This window comes from Mesorhizobium sp. M2E.F.Ca.ET.209.01.1.1 (assembly GCF_004010375.2).
Lineage (GTDB): Bacteria > Pseudomonadota > Alphaproteobacteria > Rhizobiales > Rhizobiaceae > Mesorhizobium.
Window position 1 is genome coordinate 24,297 of record NZ_SADP02000012.1, and the last position, 17,011, is coordinate 41,307.

A 17,011-nucleotide genomic window follows, 5' to 3' on the forward strand; every position below is an offset into this window, starting at 1 on the left:
ACCGCCAACAAGAAACAGCGTCGACTCTACCCCAACGGACCTGTTTTCGGCGATGGCCAGGCCATGATCCGCTCTGGCATTCAGGCAACGCGCTCTCGTCCGGATTTTATTTCCCGGCGGCCACCATATGGCCGCCGGGATAATTTTTGATTCAAAAGTCAGACAAGTTGCTGATTCCCGCGGCAAACTTCGGCCGGTCCTTCGGGGCCTCCGCCGACCTCTCCAGACATCCTCGTCCAGACGTTACCGGGCTGACACGAAACTGTCATGCGACTGTAATAATCGAGGGCTATTGCGCTCACCGGGCGCCGATAGAACGGGTGCCGAAGACCATCTTCCGAACAGGAGCAGGCCACATGAGACATTTCATCCGCTCGGCGGCCGTTGCGATTGCAATGGCTGCGGCATCTACCTTTAGCATCGTCGCCGCGATGGCTGCCGACATTTCCGGCGCCGGCGCCACCTTCCCCTATCCGATCTATGCGAAGTGGGCCGACGCCTACAAGAAGGAGACCGGCATCGGTCTCAACTACCAGTCGATCGGTTCCGGCGGCGGCATCAAGCAGATCAAGGCCAAGACCGTGACTTTCGGCGCTTCCGACGCGCCGCTGAAGGGCGACGAACTCGACGGCACCGGCCTCGCACAGTTCCCGATGGTGATGGGCGGCATCGTTCCGGTCGTCAACCTCGAAGGCGTCAAGCCCGGGGAACTGGTTCTCGACGGCCCGACGCTGGCCGATATCTTCCTCGGCAAGATCACGAGCTGGGATGACCCGGCGATCAAGAAGCTCAACCCTGACGTCAAGCTGCCTTCGCAGGCGATCGCCGTGGTTCACCGTTCAGACGGTTCGGGCACCACCTTCAACTTCACCTACTATCTCGGCGACGTCAGCGCCGACTGGAAGTCGAAGGTCGGCGTCGACAAGGCTGTGGAATGGCCTGTCGGCATCGGCGCCAAGGGCAATGAGGGCGTAGCCAACAACGTTTCCCAGACCGGCGGCGCGATCGGCTATGTCGAATATGCCTATGCCAAGCAGAACAAGCTCACCTATACCGACCTGATCAACAAGGACGGCAAGAAGGTCGAGCCGACCGCTGCGGCGTTCTCGGCTGCGGCGGCCAGTGCCGACTGGAGCTCGCAGCCGGGCTACGGCGTGATCCTGGCCAACCAGGCCGGCGCCGAAACCTGGCCGATGACGTCGGCCACCTGGATCCTCGTCTACAAGAAGCCCGACGACGCGGCGGCTACGACCGAAGCGCTCAAGTTCTTCGCCTGGTCCTACGCCAAGGGCGACGACATGGCCGCCGAGCTGGACTATGTTCCGATGCCCGACGCGGTGGTGAAGAGCGTCGAGGAAATGTGGGGCAAGGACATCGTCGACGCGAACGGCAAGCCGCTCTATTCCGGCATGTAATTCTGACGAACAAGGGAGGGCGCTTCCGGCGCCCTCCTGTCTCTTTCGAAATGCGAGGGGCTAGATGAGTGCCGCTTCCGAAGCCGTGACCGCGTCCTCCATGCGCACCAGAGAAGCGACGGTGCGCCGCTTCGCCCTCACCGATACGATCTTCCGCTCCGCCACGCGTCTTTCCGCCATCCTCGTGCTGGTTATTCTCGGCGGCGTCGCCATCTCGTTGTTTGCCGGCTCATGGCAGGCGCTGTCGAAGTTTGGTTTTTCTTTCCTGACGACCGAGGCCTGGAACCCGGTCACTGAGAATTTCGGCGCCCTGGCGCCCATCTATGGCACGCTCGTCACGTCGGCCATCGCCATTCTTATCGCCGTGCCGATCGGCATCGGCATCGCCGTCTTCCTGACCGAGTTGTGCCCGCGCCCGCTGAGGCGCCCGATCGGCATCGCGGTCGAATTGCTCGCCGGCATTCCCTCGATCATCTATGGCATCTGGGGCCTGTTCGTCTTCGCGCCGTTCCTGCAGACGACGATCCAGCCCTTCATCATCTGGGTCTTCAAAGGCATCCCCGGCCTCAACAGCCTGTTTGCCGGCCCGCCCTACGGCATCGGCCTGCTGACCTCCTCGCTGATTCTCGCCATCATGGTGCTGCCCTTCATCACCTCGATCACCAAGGACGTGTTCGACACGGTGCCCGCCGTGCTGAAGGAATCGGCCTACGGCATCGGCTGCACGACCTGGGAAGTGACGCGGCGCGTGGTCATCCCGTATACACGTGTCGGCATCATGGGCGGCGTGATGCTCGGCCTCGGCCGCGCGCTCGGCGAGACCATGGCCGTCACCTTCGTCATCGGCAATGCGCACCGCATCAGCGCCTCGCTGTTCGCGCCCGGCACCACGATCTCGGCAACCATCGCCAACGAATTCACCGAGGCCGACGGCGAGCTCTACACCTCCTCGCTGGTGGCGCTCGGCCTGATCCTGTTCATCATCACCTTCGTCATCCTTGCCATCGCACGCTACATGCTGCTGCGTATCGATCGCCGTGCGGGAGCCTGATCCATGTCGACAGCCCTGTCTCTCCACCGGAGCCGCAAGCGCAAGAACGGCGTGATGATGGCGCTTTGCGTCGTCGCCGCCGGCATTGGCCTCGCCTGGCTGGCGCTGATCCTCGGCGCGCTGATCTACAAGGGCCTGTCCGGCGTCTCGCTGGCGGTGTTCACGCAAATGACGCCGCCTCCCGGCGATGCCGGCGGTCTGCTCAATGCCATCTACGGCAGCATCGTCATGACCATCATCGGCATCGTCGTCGGCACGCCGATCGGCGTGCTGGCCGGCACCTACATGGCCGAGTACGGGCGCTTTTCACGCCTTACGACAATCGTGCGTTTCATCAACGACATCCTGTTGTCGGCCCCTTCGATCATCGTCGGCCTGTTCGTCTATGAGCTGCTGGTGCGGCCGATGGGTCATTTCTCAGCGATCGCCGGCGCCGTCGCGCTGTCGATCCTGGTGATCCCCGTGGTGGTTCGCACCACCGAGGACATGCTGAACCTCGTGCCCAATGCGCTGCGCGAGGCGGGCACGGCAATCGGCGCGCCGCGCTGGGTGGTTATCCGTTCGGTCGCCTACCGCGCCGCGATGTCGGGCATCGTCACCGGCATCCTGCTGGCGATCGCCCGCATCTCCGGCGAGACGGCGCCGCTTCTCTTCACCGCGCTCAACAACCAGTTCTGGTCGAGCAATCTCAATGCTCCGATGGCCAGCCTGCCGGTGACCATCTTCCAGTTCGCTCTCAGCCCCTACGAGGAATGGCAGCAACTGGCCTGGACGGGCGCTCTCATAATCACCCTGACGGTTCTCGGGCTGAGCATCTTCGCCCGCAGCCTGACCGGACGCAGAGAGGACAGATGAAACCGATGTTGTCCACCGACCTGAACGTAGCCGACACGACCGTCGAGAAGGCCAAGATCGAGGTCAAAGGCCTCAACTTCTACTATGGCCAGTCCAAGGCGCTGAAGGACATCAACCTGTCCCTGCCGGAGCGCAGCGTGACCGCATTCATCGGGCCGTCGGGCTGCGGAAAGTCGACGCTGCTGCGCGTCCTTAACCGCATCTACGAGCTCTATCCGAAGCAGACCGCCGAGGGCCAGGTGCTGCTCGACGGCAAGAACATCCTCGACCGCTCGCAGGACCTCAACCTGCTGCGCACCAAGATCGGCATGGTGTTCCAGAAGCCGACGCCGTTCCCGATGTCGATCTACGAAAACATCGCCTTCGGCGTCAGGCTCTATGAGAAGATCAGCAAGGCCGAGATGGACAACCGCGTCGAGTCGGCGCTGAAGCGCGCCGCGCTGTGGAACGAGGTCAAGGACAAGCTCAACGCCAGCGGCCAGAGCCTGTCGGGCGGCCAGCAGCAGCGCCTGTGCATCGCCCGCACCGTCGCGGTGAAGCCGGAGGTCATCCTGCTCGACGAACCGGCCTCGGCGCTCGATCCGCTGTCGACGGCCAAGATCGAGGAGCTGATCGACGAATTGCAGGCCGACTACACGATCGTCATCGTCACCCACAACATGCAGCAGGCGGCGCGCGTGTCGCGGCAGACGGCGTTCATGTATCTCGGCGAGCTGGTGGAGTTCGACCGGACCGAGAAGATCTTCACCTCGCCGCGTGAGAAGCGCACGCAGGACTACATCACCGGCCGCTTCGGCTGAGTTCATACGAGGACATCATCATGGCCGAACATACCGTTGCCTCGTTCGACGAGGATCTGAGGCAGATCAGCCGGCTGATCAACGACATGGGCGACCTGGCCGGTTCGATGGTTGGCGCCGCGACCAGGGCTCTGCTGGAGACCGACAATGCGCTGGCGCAGCGCGTCGTCTCCGACGACACCATCATGGACGCGCGCCAGCGCGAGCTCGACGACCGCGCGATCACGCTGATCGCCAAGCGGCAGCCGATGGCGGACGATCTTCGCCACGTGGTCGGCTCGATCCGCATGGCGGGCGATCTCGAACGCATCGGCGATCTTGCCAAGAACATCGCCAAGCGCGTCGGCTCGGTCGGCATCAGCGCCGCGCCGCGCGACCTCACACATTCGATCGATTCCATGGCGCAGCTGGTGCTGATCCAGGTCCAGGCGGTAGTCCAGGAATACACGGTGGGCGATGCTTCGGCGCTGGCCAAGCTGCGCAACGACGACGAGCGCATCGACGTCAAATACACCTCCGTGTTCCGCGAACTCCTGACCTACATGATGGAAGATCCGCGCAACATCACCGCTTGCACGCATCTTCTGTTCTGCGCCAAGAATCTCGAGCGCATCGGCGACCATGTGACCAACATCGCCGAGAACGCCTATTATGTGCTGACCGGCATGCAATTGCCCGCCAACCGTCCCAAGCAGGACGAGACGGCAATGTCGGCGCCGGCGGCCTGACGGAAAAGGTTACCCCGATGATCGCGCCACGCATCATGGTGGTGGAGGACGAGGAGCCGCTGGGGGTGCTGCTCCGCTACAACCTCGAATCCGAGGGTTACCAGGTTGAAGTGGTGACCCGCGGCGACGAGGCCGAAATCCGCCTGCAGGAAAACGTTCCCGACCTGCTCGTGCTCGACTGGATGGTGCCGGCGGTTTCCGGCATCGAGCTTTGCCGGCGCCTGAGGATGCGGCCCGAGACCGAGCGGCTGCCGATCATCATGCTGACCGCGCGCGGCGAGGAAAGCGATCGGGTTCGAGGTTTGTCCACCGGCGCCGACGACTATCTGGTCAAGCCGTTCTCGACGCCGGAATTCATGGCGCGCGTCAAGGCGCTGCTGCGCCGCGCCAAGCCGGAGGTGCTGTCCAGCGTGCTCAAGGTCGGCGACATCGTGCTCGACCGCGAATCGCACCGCGTCTACCGCAAGAAGAGCGAGATCAGGCTCGGCCCGACCGAGTTCCGGCTGCTCGAATTCATGATGCGGCATCCCGGCCGCGTGTTCTCGCGCAGCCAGCTGCTCGACAATGTCTGGGGCGAGACGATCTATATCGACGAGCGCACGGTGGACGTTCATGTCGGACGCCTGCGCAAGGCCGTCAACAACGGCCGCATGCCCGATGTCATCCGCACCATTCGTGGCGCGGGGTATGCGATCAGGGAAGACTAGGCTAGAGCCCCGCCATCCCGATGGATCGAAATCATGTTCGAGGGGCAGAACTCAATAGCAGGCGGTTGCCGATGCCGCAGTAGTGGCGATGCGGGGGGATGTGCATGAGGCCCGGCTCGCCTGGCCTCAAGCCTTCCTCCGGCTTTCCCGCAGGCGCTTCACCGTGGCATCGACGATCGGGCCGATGTCACTGCGATCGATACCCACATCCTCGAGATAGTGGTCGTTGAGCCTAGTCAGTTCCTCGATCGCGGCGATCCGGAATACTTCATCCTGGCACCAGCCCACCAGTTTGCCGAGAACGCGCCCGACACCAGAAGAGGACCAGCGACGCCAGGCATGCGGCCTTGCGTATGGCGGCAGGGACTTCACACTAGTTGTCACGTCGAACCTCCCGGAAATGTTTATGCAGTCTCTGCCTTCTCCGGCGGAAAGACCTGAAATGCTCCTGAAAGAGTTCGGAAAAGTTTCCGAAGTCGAGTAGATTTCGGCCCATGGTGACGATCCACCGAATGGGACCGTTCCGTCTCGATACCGAGACGGGAATCGTGTTTCGAAATGCCGAGCCCCTCGCATTGGGACAGCGAGCGGTTGCACTCCTGCGCGTGCTGGTGGAGCGAGCGGGCGCACCCGTCTCCAAGGCTGCGCTGATGGATGCCGGATGGTCCGGTCTCGCCGTTGAAGAAAGCAATCTAACTGCCCAGATCGCGGCACTCCGCCGGGTGTTCGGGGAAGAACCCGGCGGCGAGCGCTGGATCGAGACGCTCCCGCGCCGCGGCTACCGATTCGTCGGACCGATGATCGCGATAAGGAACCCGCCCCAAGAGGAAGGAACGGAGGTGAAGCCGGCGCTCCCCGAAGCGCCCTCCCTCGCCGTTCTGCCCTTCGTCAACATGAGCGGCGACCCCGAGCAGGAATACTTCAGCGACGGCATCACCGAGGACATCATCACCGACCTGTCGAAGGTCTCTACGCTCAACGTTCTGTCGCGCCACACCACGTTCACGTTCAAGGGCAAGGCTGTCGAGATAGGGCAGTTGGCGCAGCGGCTGAAGATTCGATACGTCGTCGAAGGCAGCGTGCGCAAGGCTGGCGGGCGGGTGCGGATCACGGCGCAGCTGATCGACGCAAGCAAGGACAGCCAGGTCTGGGGCGAGCGCTATGACCGCGAACTGAAAGACATCTTTGCGCTGCAAGACGAAATCGCGCAGGCCATCGTGGCGGCGCTGAAGATCAGGCTGCTGCCGGCCGAAAAGACGGCGATCGAGAGCCGCTCAACGCAAGACCCGAAGGCCTATCAGCTCTATCTCCTGGGTCGGCACTACCTCACGCAGCAGGGAGCGAGAAGCTTGGAGATCGCCGTTCGCTTCTGCCGGCAGGCGTTGGAGATCGATCCTGATTACGCCCGCGCCTGGGCTGTGGTCGCCCTCTGCCAAGCGTTCCTGCATTTCGGGGGATCGGAGGAGTCAGGCTTATCAGCCGCCGAAAAGGCGCTCGCGCTGGATGCGACATTGGCCGAGGCTCATGCCGCCAGGGCGCGGGCACTGGCCGCGCTGGGACGCAACGATGAGGCGCTGGCGGCCCATGAGGAATCGCTACGCCTTGAACCGGACTCGTTTGAGGTGCGAGTTAACTTTGGCCTGACCTGCCTTTACCTCGGCCGCTACGAAGACGCCATCGAGCATTGCGAGCGCGCCGCTCAGCTTCTTGAAGCAGACCATTGGGCTCTCCTCATTGCGGCTGATTGCTATCGATTGTTGGGACGACATGACGAACTGGGTGCTGCTTCACGCCGGGCTTTGGAGCGCGCCGAAAGGGAGATCGCGCTGCATCCCGACAACGCGCGTGCCTTATCGTTGGGAGCGATCGCGTTGGCCCATCTGGGAGAGAAAGAGCGCGCCGAGGAATGGGCCGCGCGAGCGTTGACGATCGAGCCGGACGATATGAGGGACTACCACAATATTGCATGCGCCTTTGCCCAAATGGGCGAGCCAGATCGGGCTCTCGATTTGTTGGAGACTTGCCTTCCCAAAGCGCACCTCCTCGCATGGATCAAGCGAGAGCCCGAGTTGATGCCCCTCCACGGCCATCCGCGATATCAAGCCCTGATTGCGCGCGAAGAAGCGCGGTTGGCTGCGATTGCGATCGGGGAATCGAGCTAAGCAGGTGGACATTGGTCGCTTGTCCGATATCTATCTAAGATATCGATGTCAGCATTTGGCGCAGAGCGGCAGCGTTCCCAATCGGGTCGTCTAGATGATTGGTTTCACCGTCAGGCGACGATCTTCCCCGCACCGCTTCTCGCCTGCATGCCCGGCGCGAAGATCTCCTGGTCGACGAAGGTCAGCGCGCGCATGGCGCAGCCTTCTCGGATCAGCGGCAGCTCGTTCGGCTCGGCGTCGAAGGAGATCGAGTTCGAGTGCTGGCCGCCGGCGGTCTGGGCGATCGCCTCTCTCAGCGCCGGCTCGATCAGGTCGAAGGCGGCCGCGCTGACGCCGACCATGGCGACCGGCGCCGGATCGATAAGGGCGAAGAGACTGCCCAGGCCGAAGCCCAGCGCTTCGCCGGCCCGGCGATAGGCCTCGCGCTCGGGGCCGTGCTTTTCGCGCGCCTTGGCGGCAAGGGCGCGCATGTCGGCGTCGCCGATGTCGATCGGCGCAGCGTCCTCGCTCATCCCCATGGCGCTGCGCCAGATGGCGTAATTGCCGGCATAGGCCTCGACGCAGCCGCGGCGGCCGCAGCGGCAAAGCGCGCCGCCCGGACGATGGATCATGTGGCCGAACTCGCCGCCGGAAGAATGCGTGCCGGTGAACAATTCGCCCTTCAGCACAAGGCCCATGCCGATGCCGTGCGAGAGCAGGATGGCGATGAAATTGTCGCGATAGCGCTCGGGATCGCGCCATCGCAGCGCCACCGCCATCATGTTGCAGTCGTTCTCCATGGTGGCAGGGATGTCGAATTCCCTCTCGAGGATGTCAGCGAACGGAATGTCGGTCAGCGGCGTGATCGGCGACCACAGCATGGCGCGCGAGTGGGAATCGGTGATGCCCTGAATGCCCATGGCGATGCGGGCGACACTGCTCACGTCGAGATCAGGATCCTGCAGCCGGCGCTGGACAATCGCCAGGCACTCGCCGATCAGCTCGTCGCGCGGCATGACGAGCGTGTCCAGCCGCCGCTGTTCCTCGGCGATCACCTGGCCGGCATAGTCGATGACGGCGACCGACAGGAAGTTCAGCGACAGCACCACGGTCAGCACCGCGGCGGCTTCGGGGTTCAGCGCCAGGCCGATCTGCGGCCGGCCGCGTTTCAATGCCGTCGGCTCGCTGGCCTTGCTTTCGGTGAGAATGCCCTCCTGGATCAGATCGGCGGAGATCGCCGAAATGGTCGAGTGGCTGAGGCCGGTGGTGGCGGCAATTTCCGTCCGCGACGGCTGGCCGGCGCGGCGCACGGCCGAAATCACCATGGCGCGGTTGCGCCGACGCAAATCGTCGTGGCGGATTCCGACCGACATCGTCTCGCACGTCCTCCCCGGTCATCGCGGCCTTGTGATGATGCCATGGCCTGTCGCTGACACGCCAGGGATAGTGGCAGAAGCCAAAGCCGATGTCATTATTTATTGCGGACCCCGAAAAAAATGCCTGGACCCATCAAATGCCATCAGAATCTCGGTTGACAGCATCATTTCGCTGCATCAGTATTTTTTTGAGGCTCGAAAAAAAGCCTCTATGCCGGCCTTCGGGCCAGTCTGGGTCGCGCCATACAGGGCGCAGGGAGGATATGATGAAAAAATTCGCAGCCGCCATTCTGGCGGGTGTTGCCATGTCGCTGACGCTGGCTTCGGTCGCCGAGGCGAAGGGCAAGGTGATTGGCGTCTCGTGGTCGAATTTCCAGGAAGAGCGCTGGAAGACCGACGAAGCGGCGATGAAGGCCGCCATCGAGGCCGCCGGCGACAAGTATATTTCGGCCGACGCGCAGTCCAATCCGGGCAAGCAGCTGACCGACGTCGAAAGCCTGATCTCGCAGGGCGCCAATTCGCTGATCATCCTGGCGCAGGATGCCTCGGCGATCGGTCCGGCCGTGCAGAAGGCGCTCGATGAAGGCATCCCGGTCGTCGGCTACGACCGCCTGATCGAGAACAAGGACGTTTTCTACCTGACTTTCGACAACAAGGAAGTCGGCCGCATGCAGGCCCGTGAGGTGTTCAAGGCCAAGCCCGAAGGCAACTACGTCTTCATCAAGGGCTCGGGTTCCGATCCGAACGCCGACTTCCTGTTCTCGGGCTCCATGGAAGTGCTGAAGGAGGCGATCGACAGCGGCAAGATCAAGAATGTCGGCGAGGCCTATACCGACGGCTGGCTGCCCGCCAACGCGCAGAAGAACATGGAGCAGTTCCTGACCGCCAACGACAACAAGGTCGACGCGGTTGTGGCGGCCAATGACGGCACCGCCGGTGGCGTCGTCGCGGCGCTGACGGCGCAAGGCCTGGCTGGCACCGTTCCGGTCTCGGGCCAGGACGGCGACCACGCGGCTCTCAACCGCATCGCGCTCGGCACGCAGACCGTGTCGGTGTGGAAGGATGCGCGCGAGCTCGGCAAGAACGCCGCCGAGATCGCCTCGCAGCTCGCCGACGGCAAGAAGATGGCCGACATCGCCGGCGCCAAGGACTTCACGACACCTGGCGGCAACACCGTCAAGTCGCTGTTCCTGACCCCGATCGCAATCACCAAGGACAATCTCAACGTCGTCATCGACGCCGGCTGGATCAAGAAGGACGAAGTCTGCGCTGGCGTTGCCGCCGGCAGCGTCAAGGTCTGCAACTAAGCTTTGCCGACACTAGACCAAAACCTTGCGCCGCGGCCCGAAGGCCGCGGCGTTTTCTCAAAGATTTACCGTTCCGCCGCGAGCGGATAGGCTTCCAGGCTGAGGTCCGGCATCCGCGTCAGACGGCAGGCCGGCGGGAGAAAATCATGACCGACACGACGTCTACCCAACCGGCAGACACCGCGCGTGCCTCGGAGCTGGGCGCCGTTGCCCGGTTCCTGAAGGCTACCGAGCTGGACACCCGCATGCTCGGCATGATCGGCGCGCTGCTCCTGATCTGGATCGGGCTGCATGTGATCTCCAGCCTGCGGCTTGGCGTCAATCCGCTCGATTTCGACAGCCGCACCTTCCTCACGCCGCGCAACCTCTGGAACCTGTCGGTGCAGACTTCGGCCGTGGCGATCATGGCCTCAGGCATGGTGCTGGTTATCGTCATGCGCAACATCGACCTGTCGGTGGGATCGGCCGAAGGGGTGATCGGCATGGTGATGGGCTTTGCGCAGGTGCATTTCCTCGTTCGCTTCGTCGGGCTTGAGCTCGGCAACCCGTGGATCTGGGTCCTGGCGCTGCTGATCGGCCTGGCGCTCGGCCTCATCATCGGCGCCTTCCAGGGCTTCATCATCGCCTATCTCGAAGTGCCGGCCTTCATCGTCACGCTGGGCGGTCTGCTGGTCTGGCGGGGCGCTGCCTGGTGGGTCACCAGCGGCCAGACCGTTGCGCCGCTCGACGCCACGTTCCAGCTGATGGGCGGCGGCCCGGCGGGTTCGATCGGCGCCAAATGGAGCTGGGTCGTCGGCATCGTCGCCTGCCTGGCGGTCATCTTCATGCATTATAACGGCCGCGTGCAGCGCAAGCGCTTCCGTTTCCCGCTGCGCCCGGTCTGGGCCGAGACGCTGCTCGCCACGGTCACCTGCGCGATCATCCTGGGCGCAGTGTGGCTCGCCAACTCCTATCCCTGGCCGGTCGGCATCGTGAACCGCTACGCCGCCGCCAACAACATCACCGTCCCCGAGGGCGGGCTGTTCATCGCGCATGGCATCGCCATTCCGGTGCTGATGGCGGTCGCCGTTGGCCTGATCATGACCTTCGTCACCAAGCGCACGCGCTTCGGCCGCTATGTCTTCGCCATCGGCGGCAATCCGGAAGCGGCCAACCTCGCCGGCATCAACACACGCTGGATCACCATGAAGGTGTTCATGATCATGGGCGTGCTGGCGACGATCGCGGCGGCGATCTCGTCGGCCAGGCAGAATTCATCCACCAATGCGCTCGGAACGCTGGACGAGCTGCTGGTCATCGCAGCGGCCGTCATCGGCGGCACATCGCTTGCCGGCGGTTCCGGCACCGTGCTCGGCGCCATGCTCGGCGCGCTGCTGATGCAGTCGCTGCAGTCCGGCATGGTGCTGCTCGGCGTCGATTCCCCGCTGCAAAGCATCGTCGTCGGTGCCGTGCTGGTCGTGGCGGTGTGGCTCGACACCCTCTATCGCAAGCGGGCCTGAGCATGATCCCGAAAAGTGGAAACCGGTTTTCGGGCGAGATCATGCTCAAGCATGAACTATAGGGAGGAGAAACAACATGGCTGACACATCCGCTCCCGCCAGCGTTCCGCTGGTCGACATGCGCAACATCTCGATCGCCTTCGGCGGTATCCGCGCCGTCGACGACGCGTCCGTCGATCTTTTCCCCGGCGAAGTGATGGCGCTGCTCGGCCACAACGGCGCCGGCAAGTCGACGCTGATCAAGATCCTGTCGGGCGCCTACAAGCGCGACAGCGGACAGATCTTCATCAATGGCGAGGAGGCTTCGATCTCGAACCCGCGCGACGCCAAGAAATACGGCGTCGAGACGATCTACCAGACGCTGGCGCTGGCCGACAATGTCGATGCCGCCGCCAATCTCTTCCTCGGGCGCGAGCTGATGACCGGCTGGGGCACGCTCGACGACGTCGCCATGGAAGCCGAGGCGCGCAAGGTGATGGGACGGCTCAATCCGCGCTTCCAGCGCTTCAAGGAGCCGGTCATCAAATTGTCGGGCGGACAGCGGCAGTCGGTGGCGATCGCGCGCGCGATCCTGTTCAATGCCCGCATCCTGATCATGGACGAGCCGACGGCCGCGCTCGGTCCGCAGGAGACGGCGCAGGTCGGCGAACTGGTCAAGCAGCTCAAGGCCGACGGCATCGGCATCTTCCTGATCAGCCACGACATCCATGACGTGTTCGATCTCGCCGACCGGGTCTGCGTGATGAAGAACGGCCAGGTGGTCGGCACCGCGCGCACCACCGACGTCACTCAGGACGAGGTGCTCGGCATGATTATCCTGGGCAAATGTCCGCCCGGCGCCATCCCCGGCCCGGGCGCGCTGAAGATCGCGGCTTGAGGTGGTGACTTAGCAAGCCGCCGACGGCCGGCTCCTGTGCCAGCCGCCTTCATGGTTTGGCCTCGCCATTGTCTTGTCACCCAGACTTGCCCATAAAGGTCCGAGCATTCCTGGACCCGGCAGTTGAAGAAACTCTTCCCCATCGTTGCTTTCATCGCCGTCGCGCTGATCAGCCTTACGATGGCGGGGTTCGCCTATTTCGCGACGCAAGAGGCGGCGCGGATAAAGTTCGAGGGCACCGCCGACGATGCGCTCAGCCGCATCGAGAGCCGCATCGACCTGCATCTGTCGCTGCTGCGCTCGACGCAGGCGCTGTTCGATGCGCGCAACGGTGACATCACGCGCGGCGAGTTCAAGGCCTTCTTCACCGCCCTCGACATCGACGACAATTTCGCCGGGCTGCGCGGTATCGGCTTCCTGAGGCTAGCCAAAGCCGGCGATGAGGCCGCGGTCGAACGCGATATCCTGCGCGACCATGGGTCGGCCCACCCAATCTACCCTGCGACGACCCAGCAATGGCGCACGCCCATCGTGCTGTTCGAGCCGCTCGACACGTCCAACCAGTCGATCATCGGCTTCGACATGTTCAGCGAGCCGGTGCGGCGCGCGGCGATCGAAAGGGCGATGGCCGACGACCAGCAGCATGCGAGCGGCATGGTCCAGCTCGGCCAGGGCGCCGGTGTGGCGCAGACCTTCACCGGATTCCTGGTTTTCGTGCGGCTGAACGTCGAAACCGCGCCCGAGGTGATCAATGCCAGCCGCTCCTCGACAGCCGGCTTTCTCTACGCCGCGTTCCGCGCGCAGGACCTGTTCCAGGTCGCGCTCAGCCATTCGCCGCTGCTGCCGGTCAATGTCGAGGTCTATGACGGCAAGCCGGAGGCCGGCAATCTGCTTTTCCGTTCAGAAGCACCGCCGGCGGAACGTATCGGCGCGAAGCTTTTGGCGCGTCGCGATATCGTCGTCGCGGGCCGGCCTTGGACGGTGCTGTTCAGGCCGACAAGCGCCTTCGAGCCACCGTCCTCGCGTGCCATCCCGGTGATGCTCGGGCTGTTCGGCCTTTTGCTCGCCGGCGCCATTGCCCTGGTGGCGCGCTATCAGGAGCGTGCCTATGACGCGAAATCGGCGCTGCACGAGACGACCGAAAAGAGCCTGCTGGAAAAGGACCTGATCCTGCAGGAGATGAAGCACCGCATCAAGAATTCGATCACCCGCGTGCTGGCGATCGCGCGGCAGACGGCTTCGCAAGCCACCGACGTCAAGGAGTTTTCGGCTTCGTTCTCGGCGCGCCTGCAGGCCATGGCCGCATCGCAGGATATGCTTACGCGCTCGCGCTGGCAGAAGGCCGATCTCGGCGACCTGCTGCGTATCGAGCTCGGGCAGGTGTTCGGCAAGGATCTTCCCGAAGGTGTGCTGTCCGGGCCGCAAGTGCTGCTCGACGAGACGACGACTCAGGCGCTCGGGCTTACCTTCCACGAACTCGCCACCAACGCGCTGAAATATGGCGAAGCCGGCAATTCGGTGGGCGCCCTCAAGGTCGATTGGAGCGTCGAAACGCGCGGCGGTGCGCGGACGCTGCTCCTGAACTGGCGCGAAGCGGGGCAGAAGAAACTGGAGGCGCCGGCAAAGACCGGCTTCGGCACCAAGCTGATAGATCTCAACGTCACGCGTGAATTGCGCGGCACGATCGCGCGCGACTATCGCAGCGACGGATTAAAGGTGGAAATCAAAATCCCGCTCGCCGAGTGAGCGGTCAAAATGGTCCCGCGATGGCGGGCTTATCAGCGGATTAGAACCGGAAGCCGGTTAGAGCGGTTCACCGTTTCACAGAAACGGCGAACGCTCTATCTCTTTGTTTTTACGCAATTCCGGACGGAAAACCGCTCACACTTTTCCTGGAATTGCTCCGGCCTCCGGTTCTTTTCTGGTATCAGTTGCAGCGAGCCGTGTAGATCCGGCCGCGATGATCGCGATACTGGCAATAGCCGTTGCGCAGGTTGCGAACCAGGAGGCCCGACCCGGCGCCGACGGCTGCGCCGATCAGCGCACCCTTGCCGCCGCCGACCAGGCCGCCCACGCCGGCGCCGATCAGGCCACCGCCCACGACATCCTGCTCGGTCGTGGTGCAGCCGCTGACAGCGACAACGGCAACCATGGCAATAATCATTTTCCGCATTGAAATGCTCCTCACTTTTGTCCTCACTTTCGGCAGTACCAGCCGCCATTTAGCATGAAAAAACGGGCTTTGCCTGCCCGATCTTACTGTTGTTTAAGATAGTCTTTTTCGGGGCGCCCGCTGTTCGACGCGACAAGCATGCCGGAAACCTCTAAAGACGCGACCAGCGTGCCGTCGGGCCGCACGTTCCAGGCGATGTGGTCGTAATCGTCCTCCAGGGCCGGATCGACGGCCAGGCATTTGCCGATAATGCGGGGAGCCCGGCCCTGCAGGTCGCCAAGGGCGAAGGGCCGTTCGGCCGTACAGGCCTGCGCGGTCTCAAAGACGCTGACCGGCACTTCGAGTTCGCGGCAATCGGTCATTGTGCTCGAGCAACCGACGACGAAGAGCAATGCGGCGATGTGTTCCATGGCTCCAAACCTCTCGCCGCAAACAACGATTCTCAACGAGCGAAAGTTCCGGGGCCGGGTTCAAAGCGCGACGTTGAATTGGATTCAGGCGACGCGCTTTACGTCCCGTTCCTGATGGCTGTCATCTACCAAGCCGCCGCACAACTTTGGTCGACATGCTCGCGGTCCAAGCCGCATGCGGGGATCAGAACAATTGCCAGGCGGCGGTCAGGGCCACGGCGGCGAGAAGCGCGACCGCGCCAAGGCGAAGCGAAATATGGGACGGTCGCGGCGCCGGCTGCGGCTCGGCATCCTGGAAGCCGCTCATCGAAACACGGGCGGCCTGCTCCAGTCTGTTCGTATCGGCAACCATCATTTCAGTCGGCCAGATCGCGCGCCGGCAGGCACGGACGGGTTTCCGGCGCATCGCCAGCCGGCAACACAGGACCGGACTTTATGGTGAACAGGGGGTTAAAGGCCTTCGCCTGCAAAGCTTGGCGCCATAGGGGCGCAATCAATCCGTCTCGAAATTTCCATGCGGGACGGTGAGGCGGTATTCCATGCGGTCCTTGCCGATCTCGAGCGTCGCGGAGCCGTTCAGCGACATCGGCACGACGCGCTCCAGCGCCACGCTGCCAAAGCGCTTTTCGTTGCGCGGCGCGTCGCCGACCGACTCCGTCCAGGTCAGCAAAAGGCTGGGCGAAGTTCCGCCGTCGGGTTCTAGCCTTGCACTCACTTCGACATGGCCGTCCGGTTGCGACAGCGCGCCATAGCTCACCGAGTTCACAGCCAATTCGTGCATCGCCAGGCCGATGTGCAGGGCGGCATTGGGATTGAGATAGGGATTGTCGCCCGCGAACCGCAGGCTTCGCGCCAGATCGGCGCTGTAGCGGCCGACCTGGCCGGATACGAGTTCATGCAGTGCCGCTCCCCGCCAGTTGGAGGATGTGACCAGGTCCTGCGAGGAAGCGAGCGATTGCAGCCGGCCGCGAAACCGCGCCAGGAACTCGCCGAGCGTCTCCGTGTAGCGCCCTGTCTGTGTGGCGATGCTCTGGATGATGGCCAGGAGGTTTTTCGATCGATGACTGACTTCGCGCAGCAACGTCTTCAGCGTCTGCTCGCGCCGTTTCTGCTCCGTCGTCTCGACCATGGTGGTGACGACGCCGAGGACTTCGCTGGTGTCGCTGCGGTCGGCGTCGATCCAAAGCTGGAACCAGCGGACGCCTTGGCTTCCTGGAATGCTGAGCTCGAGCTGGTCCGCGTTGCCGGATTCGATCACCTTGAGCTTGACGGCCCTTATGCGTTCGGCCTGCGCCGGCGAAAGCAAATCCTTGCCGTCGGCGGTTTCGGAAGCCCAGGGCGCGCTCATGTTGCGCGCCCAGACCGTTTTCATCTGCCGATCCTGATAAAGAACCGAGATTCCGGCATTGTGCAGGGCATGAAGCAAGGCTCGCCCCACCTGCATCCCGCTTTCGGCGGGATGCATCGCGATTACCTCACCGTCACGCTTTTCAGTTCTGTCCTTCGTGGGATCCTCGGGAGGCATTGGAACATCCCCGCACTCGGTCCTTGAACGGCTCAATCCGCAACTGGTTCCGACGACCATGCTCTCCAAAACGGTCCGCCGGACGGCGCTCTCTCGAGACGCCGCCCGGCGGTGGCTGGAAACCGTTTGAGGGGTGCGGCTTCCAGT

General features: G+C 63.4%; 17 protein-coding genes. 11 read left to right on the forward strand and 6 right to left on the reverse strand.

Features of this window, described 5'->3' with window-relative positions:
* Positions 1–356: 356 nt before the first annotated feature.
* The 6 genes from pstS (at position 357) to phoB (ending at position 5,556) form a co-directional block, all read left to right on the forward strand.
* A complete protein-coding gene (gene pstS / locus EN852_RS21405; protein WP_127876833.1) occupies positions 357–1,415 on the forward strand; it encodes a phosphate ABC transporter substrate-binding protein PstS in 1,059 nt (352 codons plus the stop codon).
* Positions 1,416–1,479: 64 nt separating this feature from the next.
* Entirely contained in the window at positions 1,480–2,466 is a 987-nt protein-coding gene (pstC, locus tag EN852_RS21410; RefSeq protein ID WP_127865671.1) for a phosphate ABC transporter permease subunit PstC, read from the forward strand.
* 3 nt (positions 2,467–2,469) lie between these two features.
* The gene (pstA, locus tag EN852_RS21415) at positions 2,470–3,321 is read left to right on the forward strand and encodes a phosphate ABC transporter permease PstA (RefSeq protein ID WP_127865672.1); all 852 of its coding nucleotides are present in this window, start codon (positions 2,470–2,472) and stop codon (positions 3,319–3,321) included.
* Entirely contained in the window at positions 3,318–4,121 is an 804-nt protein-coding gene (pstB, locus tag EN852_RS21420) for a phosphate ABC transporter ATP-binding protein PstB (RefSeq protein ID WP_127876835.1), read from the forward strand. The genes pstA and pstB overlap by 4 nt, the downstream gene beginning before the upstream one ends.
* Before the next feature lie 20 nt (positions 4,122–4,141).
* Complete coding sequence (gene phoU, locus EN852_RS21425) at positions 4,142–4,849, forward strand: phosphate signaling complex protein PhoU (protein ID WP_127225293.1); 708 nt, start codon at positions 4,142–4,144, stop codon at positions 4,847–4,849.
* Positions 4,850–4,866: 17 nt separating this feature from the next.
* A complete protein-coding gene (gene phoB, locus EN852_RS21430; protein ID WP_010911896.1) occupies positions 4,867–5,556 on the forward strand; it encodes a phosphate regulon transcriptional regulator PhoB in 690 nt (229 codons plus the stop codon).
* A 126-nt stretch (positions 5,557–5,682) separates the two neighbouring features.
* Here the strand turns inward: phoB and EN852_RS40905 are convergent, their stop codons facing one another.
* On the reverse strand, positions 5,683–5,940 hold the full coding sequence (locus tag EN852_RS40905; RefSeq protein WP_189546089.1) for a DUF1127 domain-containing protein: 258 nt from the start codon (positions 5,938–5,940) through the stop codon (positions 5,683–5,685).
* 110 nt (positions 5,941–6,050) lie between these two features.
* Here EN852_RS40905 and EN852_RS21440 point away from each other — a divergent pair, with 110 nt between their 5' ends.
* Positions 6,051–7,718 carry a winged helix-turn-helix domain-containing protein gene (locus EN852_RS21440; protein WP_127876839.1) on the forward strand — a complete coding sequence of 556 codons (1,668 nt, stop codon included), beginning with the start codon at positions 6,051–6,053 and terminating at the stop codon, positions 7,716–7,718.
* A 110-nt stretch (positions 7,719–7,828) separates the two neighbouring features.
* Here EN852_RS21440 and EN852_RS21445 read toward each other — a convergent pair whose 3' ends face one another.
* Entirely contained in the window at positions 7,829–9,070 is a 1,242-nt protein-coding gene (locus EN852_RS21445; protein ID WP_127876841.1) for an ROK family protein, read from the reverse strand.
* A gap of 269 nt (positions 9,071–9,339) precedes the next feature.
* On the opposite strand from EN852_RS21445, the gene xylF reads away from it, so the two are divergent.
* The 4 genes from xylF to EN852_RS21465 all read left to right on the forward strand — a co-directional run bounded on the left by xylF (position 9,340) and on the right by EN852_RS21465 (position 14,502).
* Positions 9,340–10,380, forward strand: a complete 1,041-nt coding sequence (xylF, locus tag EN852_RS21450) for a D-xylose ABC transporter substrate-binding protein (protein ID WP_127876843.1) — start codon at positions 9,340–9,342, stop codon at positions 10,378–10,380.
* Positions 10,381–10,526: 146 nt separating this feature from the next.
* Positions 10,527–11,879 (forward strand): sugar ABC transporter permease, encoded by a 1,353-nt coding sequence (locus EN852_RS21455; protein WP_127876845.1) that lies wholly within the window; start codon positions 10,527–10,529, stop codon positions 11,877–11,879.
* A 76-nt stretch (positions 11,880–11,955) separates the two neighbouring features.
* Positions 11,956–12,756, forward strand: coding sequence for an ATP-binding cassette domain-containing protein (locus EN852_RS21460; protein ID WP_127876847.1), 801 nt, complete (start codon positions 11,956–11,958; stop codon positions 12,754–12,756).
* A 123-nt stretch (positions 12,757–12,879) separates the two neighbouring features.
* On the forward strand, positions 12,880–14,502 hold the full coding sequence (locus tag EN852_RS21465; protein WP_127876849.1) for a CHASE domain-containing protein: 1,623 nt from the start codon (positions 12,880–12,882) through the stop codon (positions 14,500–14,502).
* 181 nt (positions 14,503–14,683) lie between these two features.
* Here EN852_RS21465 and EN852_RS21470 read toward each other — a convergent pair whose 3' ends face one another.
* From EN852_RS21470 to EN852_RS21480, 4 genes are all read right to left on the reverse strand, one after another.
* Positions 14,684–14,929, reverse strand: a complete 246-nt coding sequence (locus EN852_RS21470) for a YMGG-like glycine zipper-containing protein (protein ID WP_027166589.1) — start codon at positions 14,927–14,929, stop codon at positions 14,684–14,686.
* An 83-nt stretch (positions 14,930–15,012) separates the two neighbouring features.
* Positions 15,013–15,339, reverse strand: a complete 327-nt coding sequence (locus tag EN852_RS21475) for a hypothetical protein (RefSeq protein ID WP_127865681.1) — start codon at positions 15,337–15,339, stop codon at positions 15,013–15,015.
* 184 nt (positions 15,340–15,523) lie between these two features.
* Positions 15,524–15,694 carry a hypothetical protein gene (locus tag EN852_RS40910; protein WP_189546091.1) on the reverse strand — a complete coding sequence of 57 codons (171 nt, stop codon included), beginning with the start codon at positions 15,692–15,694 and terminating at the stop codon, positions 15,524–15,526.
* Between the two features lie 138 nt (positions 15,695–15,832).
* Positions 15,833–16,864 carry a sensor histidine kinase gene (locus tag EN852_RS21480; RefSeq protein WP_127865682.1) on the reverse strand — a complete coding sequence of 344 codons (1,032 nt, stop codon included), beginning with the start codon at positions 16,862–16,864 and terminating at the stop codon, positions 15,833–15,835.
* Between the last annotated feature and the right edge of the window lie 147 nt (positions 16,865–17,011).

What these genes read in the sequence shown, in the direction of transcription:
- phoB (WP_010911896.1), top strand. Translation starts at nt 4,867, where the DNA reads ATGATCGCGCCACGCATCATGGTGGTGGAGGACGAGGAGCCGCTGGGG.
- EN852_RS21440 (WP_127876839.1), top strand. Translation starts at nt 6,051, where the DNA reads ATGGTGACGATCCACCGAATGGGACCGTTCCGTCTCGATACCGAGACG.
- pstA (WP_127865672.1), top strand. Translation starts at nt 2,470, where the DNA reads ATGTCGACAGCCCTGTCTCTCCACCGGAGCCGCAAGCGCAAGAACGGC.
- pstC (WP_127865671.1), top strand. Translation starts at nt 1,480, where the DNA reads ATGAGTGCCGCTTCCGAAGCCGTGACCGCGTCCTCCATGCGCACCAGA.
- EN852_RS21475 (WP_127865681.1), bottom strand. Translation starts at nt 15,339, where the DNA reads ATGGAACACATCGCCGCATTGCTCTTCGTCGTCGGTTGCTCGAGCACA.
- pstS (WP_127876833.1), top strand. Translation starts at nt 357, where the DNA reads ATGAGACATTTCATCCGCTCGGCGGCCGTTGCGATTGCAATGGCTGCG.
- phoU (WP_127225293.1), top strand. Translation starts at nt 4,142, where the DNA reads ATGGCCGAACATACCGTTGCCTCGTTCGACGAGGATCTGAGGCAGATC.
- EN852_RS21455 (WP_127876845.1), top strand. Translation starts at nt 10,527, where the DNA reads ATGACCGACACGACGTCTACCCAACCGGCAGACACCGCGCGTGCCTCG.
- EN852_RS21480 (WP_127865682.1), bottom strand. Translation starts at nt 16,864, where the DNA reads ATGCCTCCCGAGGATCCCACGAAGGACAGAACTGAAAAGCGTGACGGT.
- EN852_RS40910 (WP_189546091.1), bottom strand. Translation starts at nt 15,694, where the DNA reads ATGATGGTTGCCGATACGAACAGACTGGAGCAGGCCGCCCGTGTTTCG.
- xylF (WP_127876843.1), top strand. Translation starts at nt 9,340, where the DNA reads ATGAAAAAATTCGCAGCCGCCATTCTGGCGGGTGTTGCCATGTCGCTG.
- EN852_RS21445 (WP_127876841.1), bottom strand. Translation starts at nt 9,070, where the DNA reads ATGTCGGTCGGAATCCGCCACGACGATTTGCGTCGGCGCAACCGCGCC.
- pstB (WP_127876835.1), top strand. Translation starts at nt 3,318, where the DNA reads ATGAAACCGATGTTGTCCACCGACCTGAACGTAGCCGACACGACCGTC.
- EN852_RS21460 (WP_127876847.1), top strand. Translation starts at nt 11,956, where the DNA reads ATGGCTGACACATCCGCTCCCGCCAGCGTTCCGCTGGTCGACATGCGC.
- EN852_RS21470 (WP_027166589.1), bottom strand. Translation starts at nt 14,929, where the DNA reads ATGCGGAAAATGATTATTGCCATGGTTGCCGTTGTCGCTGTCAGCGGC.